General features: G+C 63.1%; 7 protein-coding genes. 4 read left to right on the forward strand and 3 right to left on the reverse strand.

Going from position 1 to position 6,497, the window contains the following annotated elements; genetic code table 11:
- The 4 genes from KA184_05840 to KA184_05855 all read left to right on the forward strand — a co-directional run.
- The coding region (locus KA184_05840) for a GNAT family N-acetyltransferase (protein MBP8129084.1) at positions 1 to 271 on the forward strand (271 nt) is incomplete at its 5' end.
- An 89-nt stretch (positions 272 to 360) separates the two neighbouring features.
- Entirely contained in the window at positions 361 to 1,443 is a 1,083-nt protein-coding gene (locus tag KA184_05845) for a hypothetical protein (GenBank protein ID MBP8129085.1), read from the forward strand.
- A gap of 74 nt (positions 1,444 to 1,517) precedes the next feature.
- The gene (locus KA184_05850) at positions 1,518 to 2,840 is read left to right on the forward strand and encodes a ribonuclease H-like domain-containing protein (protein MBP8129086.1); all 1,323 of its coding nucleotides are present in this window, start codon (positions 1,518 to 1,520) and stop codon (positions 2,838 to 2,840) included.
- Between the two features lie 267 nt (positions 2,841 to 3,107).
- The gene (locus tag KA184_05855) at positions 3,108 to 4,421 is read left to right on the forward strand and encodes a DUF1573 domain-containing protein (GenBank protein ID MBP8129087.1); all 1,314 of its coding nucleotides are present in this window, start codon (positions 3,108 to 3,110) and stop codon (positions 4,419 to 4,421) included.
- Positions 4,422 to 4,638: 217 nt separating this feature from the next.
- Here the strand turns inward: KA184_05855 and rpsI are convergent, their stop codons facing one another.
- The 3 genes from rpsI to KA184_05870 form a co-directional block, all read right to left on the reverse strand.
- Positions 4,639 to 5,088 (reverse strand): 30S ribosomal protein S9, encoded by a 450-nt coding sequence (gene rpsI, locus KA184_05860; protein ID MBP8129088.1) that lies wholly within the window; start codon positions 5,086 to 5,088, stop codon positions 4,639 to 4,641.
- Between the two features lie 18 nt (positions 5,089 to 5,106).
- Positions 5,107 to 5,550, reverse strand: coding sequence for a 50S ribosomal protein L13 (gene rplM, locus KA184_05865; protein ID MBP8129089.1), 444 nt, complete (start codon positions 5,548 to 5,550; stop codon positions 5,107 to 5,109).
- A gap of 108 nt (positions 5,551 to 5,658) precedes the next feature.
- Positions 5,659 to 6,387 (reverse strand): NTP transferase domain-containing protein, encoded by a 729-nt coding sequence (locus tag KA184_05870; protein MBP8129090.1) that lies wholly within the window; start codon positions 6,385 to 6,387, stop codon positions 5,659 to 5,661.
- Between the last annotated feature and the right edge of the window lie 110 nt (positions 6,388 to 6,497).

Genomic DNA, 6,497 nt, shown 5'->3' on the forward strand with positions numbered 1-6,497 from the left:
CCGCAGGCACGAACTCTACATCTATATGCTCGGCGTTGCGCGGGCCTGGCGCGGACACGGCGTCGGCTGGCGCTTGCTCGAGTGTGCGCAAGAAGAGGCGCGCGCTTCCGGCAAGACCGCGCTGCGTCTCGGCGTCGTGCTGGATAATGACCCCGCCCTGCGCCTCTACCACAAGTTCGGGTTTATGCGCGGCCCCTGTATCCGTTCCAGATGGCTCCGCTGGGTGGACGGCACTGAGGGTTATTACGTCATGACGAAACCGCTTGCATAAGCCGCCGGTCAGAAGCGTATAAACGCAACGGGAATCGCGGACCGGTCTCCGGGCAGGAGTATTGCAGGCTCGGCGAGGAGCAAGACGGAATGGCCAGCCAATTGGGGTGTATCCCGTGCCGGGGCGGGGGGATTGCCCGCGCGACGGAGCCCACTGCGCCCGCGGGCCTTCTCTCTCGGGTGTTCTTGCCGCTGCTCGCGCTTGTGACGGCGGTGGCCGCGCCGAACTTCGCTGCCGGGGACGACGGCCAGTTGCGCATGAACCAGATTCAGGTGGTTGCGACGCACAACAGTTACCATCAGCGGCCCGGCGACGTCAGCCTCTCTATCATTACCACCCTGTTTCCAGACGCCAAGGCGTGGGACTACTCGCATCCCCCGCTCGATGTACAATTGGACCGCGGCGTGCGCAGCTTTGAATTGGACATCCACCACATGAAGGGCGGTTATGGAGTGTTTCACGTGCCCCATATCGACATGGGGTCGACGTGTCCCACGCTTGGCGGGTGTCTGGAGACGGTCCGCGACTGGTCTCGCGCGCATCCGCAGCATGTGCCCATCATTTTCCTGCTCGAAATCAAGGAGGAGGGCATTACCCTCGACCCCGAGAACGTTTTGCCCATTGACGCAGCCGCCTTGGACTTGCTGGACCAGGAGGTCCGGGACGTGTTTCCGCCGGAGCAACTGATCACGCCGGATGACGTGCGCGGCGGCGCGCCCACACTCGAAGCGGCTGTGCTCGAACGCGGCTGGCCGGTCCTGGATGACGTGCGCGGACAAGTCATGGTCGTATTGCATGAACGCGGCGCCACACGCGACCTGTACACGGCGGGGCGGCCGTCGCTCGAAGGCCGCGCCATGTTCATCCGTTCCGAAGAAGGCCGTCCCGACGCGGCATTTCTCATTATAGACTATCCTCGCGTGGGCGTCATCCAGCGGGTGGTGTCAAAAGGGTACATGGTGCGCACGCGCGCAGACTCCGGCCTGCGCCACGACGACCTGGACCGGCGCGATGCGGCCCTTGCCAGCGGCGCACAAGTAGTCAGCACGGACTTTCCTCCCGGCGAAGCGCACCGGGACAACGGGTACGAGGTCTCGTTTGCCGGAGGCGGCGTGCGGGTCAATCCTGTAAATGCTGTTCCATACCTTGCTTTGGCTTCGCTGGAACCCTGAGCCGGGTCTGGAGTGGAAGACGTCGCGGATTTCGCGTAGGCTACGCTCGGGAATGACAGCGGGAAGCCTGCGCCATGCCGGAATCCAATCGGGAAAAACTGAATGCGCTGTTGCGCCGCACCGGGATGATGACCGGGGCGCAATGGGTCCAGAAGCGCATGGAAGAAGAGCGGCGCCGCGAGGAGGGCGAATACGACATCGACAGAGTGGTCCCCGGTGAGTTGACCGGGGAGGGGGATGCTCAGTTCTATCTGGTCCGCCGCGATTTTCCCCTTGATGCGCTGCACGGTTCGGTCGACCTGGGCGCCGTCCTGCGTACCAGTTCGAAACACATTGCCTTTTCGGCATGCGACCCGGACCTTGAGGATCTCGATCCGCGCGCCACGTTGTTCATGGACACCGAAACCACAGGGCTTTCGGGGGGCACAGGCACCGTCGCGTTTCTGGTTGGCGTTGGTTACTTCACGGAGCATGCGTTCCGGCTCGACCAGTGTTTCATGCGCGACTACGACGAGGAGGAGCCCATGCTCCGGTTTCTCGCCGGCATCTTCCGGAATCACAGCGCCGTTGTCGGGTACAACTCCAAGAGTTTCGACCTGCCCCTGCTGCGCACGCGATTCATACAGAATCGCATCCCGTTCCGGCTCGACGGCTGCCTGCATTATGACGCCATGCATGCCGCGCGCCGCATCTGGAAGGAACGTCTGGGCACGTGCACGTTGGCCGCGGTGGAAGAGGCGGTGCTGGGTGTCCGCAGGGAAGGCGACGTACCGGGGCATCTGATCCCGCAGTACTGGTTTGACTATTTGCGGACGCGCGACGCCCGGCCCCTGAAAGGGGTCTTTTACCACCATTCCATGGATATTCTCTCGCTTGTGGCGCTTACGGGGCTGGTGTCGCAGATGCTCGAAACGCCCGGCGGTGGTTTTGAGCATGCCGAGGATCGTCTGTCCGTCGTGCGCCTGCATTTCCGGCAGAAGCAGTACGCGGAAGTGCTGGAACATGCTTCGCGCTTCCTGGAGGAGGAAGAGCGCAGCCCACTTCGGCGCGAGTGCCTCGAAATGCTGGCGCTGGCCGCGAAGAGGCTCCGGCGTTTCGAGGAAATGGCTCTTTTCTGGGAGAGACTGGCCGAGGAATACCCATCTCATCTGGACGCGCGGCTCGAACTGGCGAAACACTGCGAACACCGCCTGCGCGACCTCGACCGCGCCGAATTACTCTGCGCGGAGGTGCTGGACCTGTTCGACCGCCGCGCCGCATTGAGCCGGGACGCCGGCGCCGGTCCCCCGGGCGCCGATGCGTTACGGCGGCGGCTGGAGCGTATCCGCCGGAAACGCGCGCGGGGCGGCGGGGGCGCACAAGACGCCGACCTTGGGCAACGCGGCACGGAAGAATGAGACTCCCCGCCATCTGCCCGTTGCGCGAAGAATTGGGTGTCCCAATCAGTTGTCCCTTGCGCGTTTCGCAGGAGTATGGTATAAACGGTGCTTCCTGCCGGTGCATTCCGTACACGTTCAGTCGCTTCGGTGTTGTGACGGTTTGAGCTTGGCGGGAGCGCAATGAAGAAGAGGACGGATGGAGAAGCGGGCCGGCCTTTCCGCGCATCAACCGCGCAAGAAGGACGCCCTTGGACATCGGTATATAGAGGATATGGAGTGAGAACAATGAGCAGAACGTTATTGGCGGCGGTACTTCTGGTGTGCGCACTTGGTATTGCGGTGACGTTCATCGTGAGCGAGACCTTGGCCCAGGAACAGCCTCCGGCTCCGGCGCCGCCGGCGCAGATATCGGCGCCGCCGCCGGCCGCAGTTCCCGCTGCCCCGGTGGAAGCGGCCCCAGTGCAGCCCGGCGGCCCGGCCCCGAAGATCTTTTGCCCGGAGCCCGAATACAACTTTGGCGAGCGGGACGAGAGCGAGGCGGTCGAGCATGAATTTGTCATTCAGAATCAGGGCGACGCGCCCCTCGAGATTACAAACGTGAAGACTTCCTGCGGTTGCACCGCCGCGAAACCGCAGGATTCAACCGTGCCCCCCGGCGGGGAAACGAAAATCGCGGCCAAGCTGTCATTGCATGGCCGCCAAGGGGAACTGAGCAAGACTATTACGGTTTCCTCGAACGACCCGCTCACGCCCAACCTGGTGCTGACGCTGAAGGGCACCGTTACTGCTCCGATAATGTATGAGCCGCGCATACTCAACTTCGGCAAGGTGCTTGGCGGCAGCGCGGCCCCGCAGAAACTGGTGCTCCGTTCCCTCACCGACGATTTCGAGGTTACGGCCGTCACGGCGTCTCTGGATTTTGTGAAGACCGAGGTCAAGGAAGTCGAACCCAAGCGTGTCTACGAGGTGACCGCACATATTGACCAGTTGCCCGCCGCCGGCCAACAGACGGGCACGTTGACCGTGCAGACGACGCATCCGCGCAAACCTCAGTTCAACGTTACCATCTATGTGGAAGTTGTCGGGCCCCTTGATATCAGCCCCCCGACCATTGCGCTTCAGTATAGCAATGACCCGGCGCAGAAGATCACGCAGGTGGTGCGCGTCGGGCCGGGTACGGTTAAGGAGTTTGAAGTGACGGAAGTCATCGTGCCGGATGAGCGGATTGGCGTGGAGCTTATGCCGCGCCCTCAGAATCAGTTTCTGATCAAGCTTATCGACATGCCGCGCGACGACTCGCTCGACGGCAAGGAACTGATTGTCCGCACCACAGTGCCGGAAATGCCGGAAGTACGAATTCCCTTCCGCGTCATTAAGCTCGGGCAGCCTGCGTTGCGCCCGCCCGCGGCTGTGCCCGGGGGCCTCCAGCGCAACCCGTCCCCCAATGCGCCGGCGCAGCCGCCGCGACAGCAGACGCCGCAACAGACGCCGCAGCAGGCGCCGCAGCAGGCGCCGCAGCAGGCGCCGTCCGCCAGCCATAATGCGCCCGCTGACACCAACGCACCTGTGTTCCAACCCCCGGCGGCGCCCAAGCAGTAGGGTGACTTAAGAAGCCATTTCCATGCCTCGGACCTCACAGTCCGGGGCATTTTCTATTTGGGGCGCCTGCCGCGGACAGGCGCGGTCCCGGCGTGCCGCCCTGGAGGGGCCGTGCATGCCGGCCCCTACGGCTCGCCCAAACGCCGCAAAAGACACACGCGGGCGGCCTCGCGTACCGGAAGCCGCCCGCGCCGGAAAAGCTGGCAGGGGGGAGGGTCTAGCGCTTGGAGAACTGGAAGCGTTTGCGCGCGCCGGGGCGCCCGTACTTCTTGCGTTCCACCTCGCGCGCGTCGCGCGTGAGCATGCCGTGCGAGCGCAGGCTCTTGCGGAGGTTCTCGTCGTATGCAACCAGTGCGCGCGCCACACCCAGCCGCAACGCACCGGCCTGGCCCGCCAGGCCGCCGCCGTCGCAATGCGCGCGAATGTCAAACTTCCCCGCCGTACCCGTCACGTCGAAGACCTGATTGACCAGGCGCACGAGCGTGTCCCGCGCAAGGTATTCCCGAAGGGGTTGACCGTTGACGACGAAATTGCCCGCGCCGGGTTTCAGGCGCACGCGCGCGCGTGCGCACTTGCGCCTGCCCACCGAGACGGTCTCGCCGGAGGGGTCTTTCTTCTTTTCGGCAACGGGTTCCAGTATGGCTACGGTTTCAACGATATCGGTCACGGTAGCGGTTCTCCTGCGCTATTTGAGTTTGAATTCCTGCGGCCTCTGAGCTTCATGCGGATGCTCGGGGCCGGCGTATACCCGGAAGTGACGCGCCAGCCTGCGTCCCAGCGGATTATGCGGGAGCATGCCCCGGACCGCCTCATACATGATGCGTTCCGGGTGCTTCGCCATCATCTGCTGGTATGTAATCTCTTTCAGGCCGCCCTTGTAGCCCGAATGACGATAGTACGACTTCTGCTCGGCCTTCTTGCCCGTCACCACGGCCTTCGCCGCGTTGACGATGATCACGTGGTCGCCGCAGTCGAGGAAGGGCGTGTACTGGGGCTTGTTCTTGCCGCGCAATATCCGCGCCGCCGCGACCGCGACCCGCCCGAGCACCTCGCCCGCGGCGTCGATCACATACCACTGTTTCTTCTCCAACTCCCCTGCCTTGGGGAGATACGTTCTATTGTGGCTCATGGTTCCTCCATGGCGATTGCTGTGGAAAGACACACTTCGCACGGTCCGTGTAACGGGGTCAATATCCTAGCAAAGGATTCGTGCCGAAATCAACTTCACCCCGCTGTTTCAGACACGCACGCCGTGTTCCCGCGCCACGAGCAGGTTCGAGCGCAGCAACGCGTCGAAACTGCCGCAATCCGCCCACCAGCCGTCCAGGATTTCATACGTCATCGTGCCGCGCCGGATGAACGCGTTGTTCACGTCCGTTATCTCCAGTTCGCCGCGCGCGCTTGGCTCGAGCGTGTCGCAAATGTCAAACACCGAGTTGTCATACATGTATATTCCGATGACTGCGAGGTTCGACGGCGGCTCCTTCGGCTTTTCGATGATGCGCGCCACGCGATCGCCGTCAAGTACGGCCACGCCGAACTCGCGCGGGTCCTCGACTTCCTTCAGGAAGATTTTCGCGCCTTCCGGCTGCCGCTCGAAATCCTCGACCGCCTTGCGGATGCTGCCCTGGATGAAGTTGTCGCCCAGTACGACGGCCACCTTGTCCTTGCCAACGAAATGCCGCGCCAGCGCCAGCGCGTCGGCGATCCCGCCCTCGGTCTTTTGATACGTATAGTTCATATGCTTGAGGCCGAATTCCTCGCCATTGCCGATGAGCCGCAGGAATTCGCCCGCGCTGTTCCCGCCCGTCACCAAGAGGATGTCCGTAACCCCCGCATCGACCAGCGTCTGGATCGGATAAAAGATCATGGGTTTGTTGTACACGGGCAGCAGATGCTTGTTCGTCACGCGCGTGAGCGGCATCAGCCGCGAGCCCAGGCCGCCCGCCAGAATAACGCCTTTCATACACCGTCCCCTTGAGTTGTCCCGCTGAATCGGATAACCGGATTATGCCTGTCCGGGCAAGGTCCTCGCAAACCGCGGCGTCATCACGTGGCACGGGCGTCCCGCCCGTG

This window comes from Candidatus Hydrogenedentota bacterium, from assembly GCA_018005585.1.
In the GTDB taxonomy this organism is placed as follows: Bacteria; Hydrogenedentota; Hydrogenedentia; order Hydrogenedentales; family JAGMZX01; genus JAGMZX01.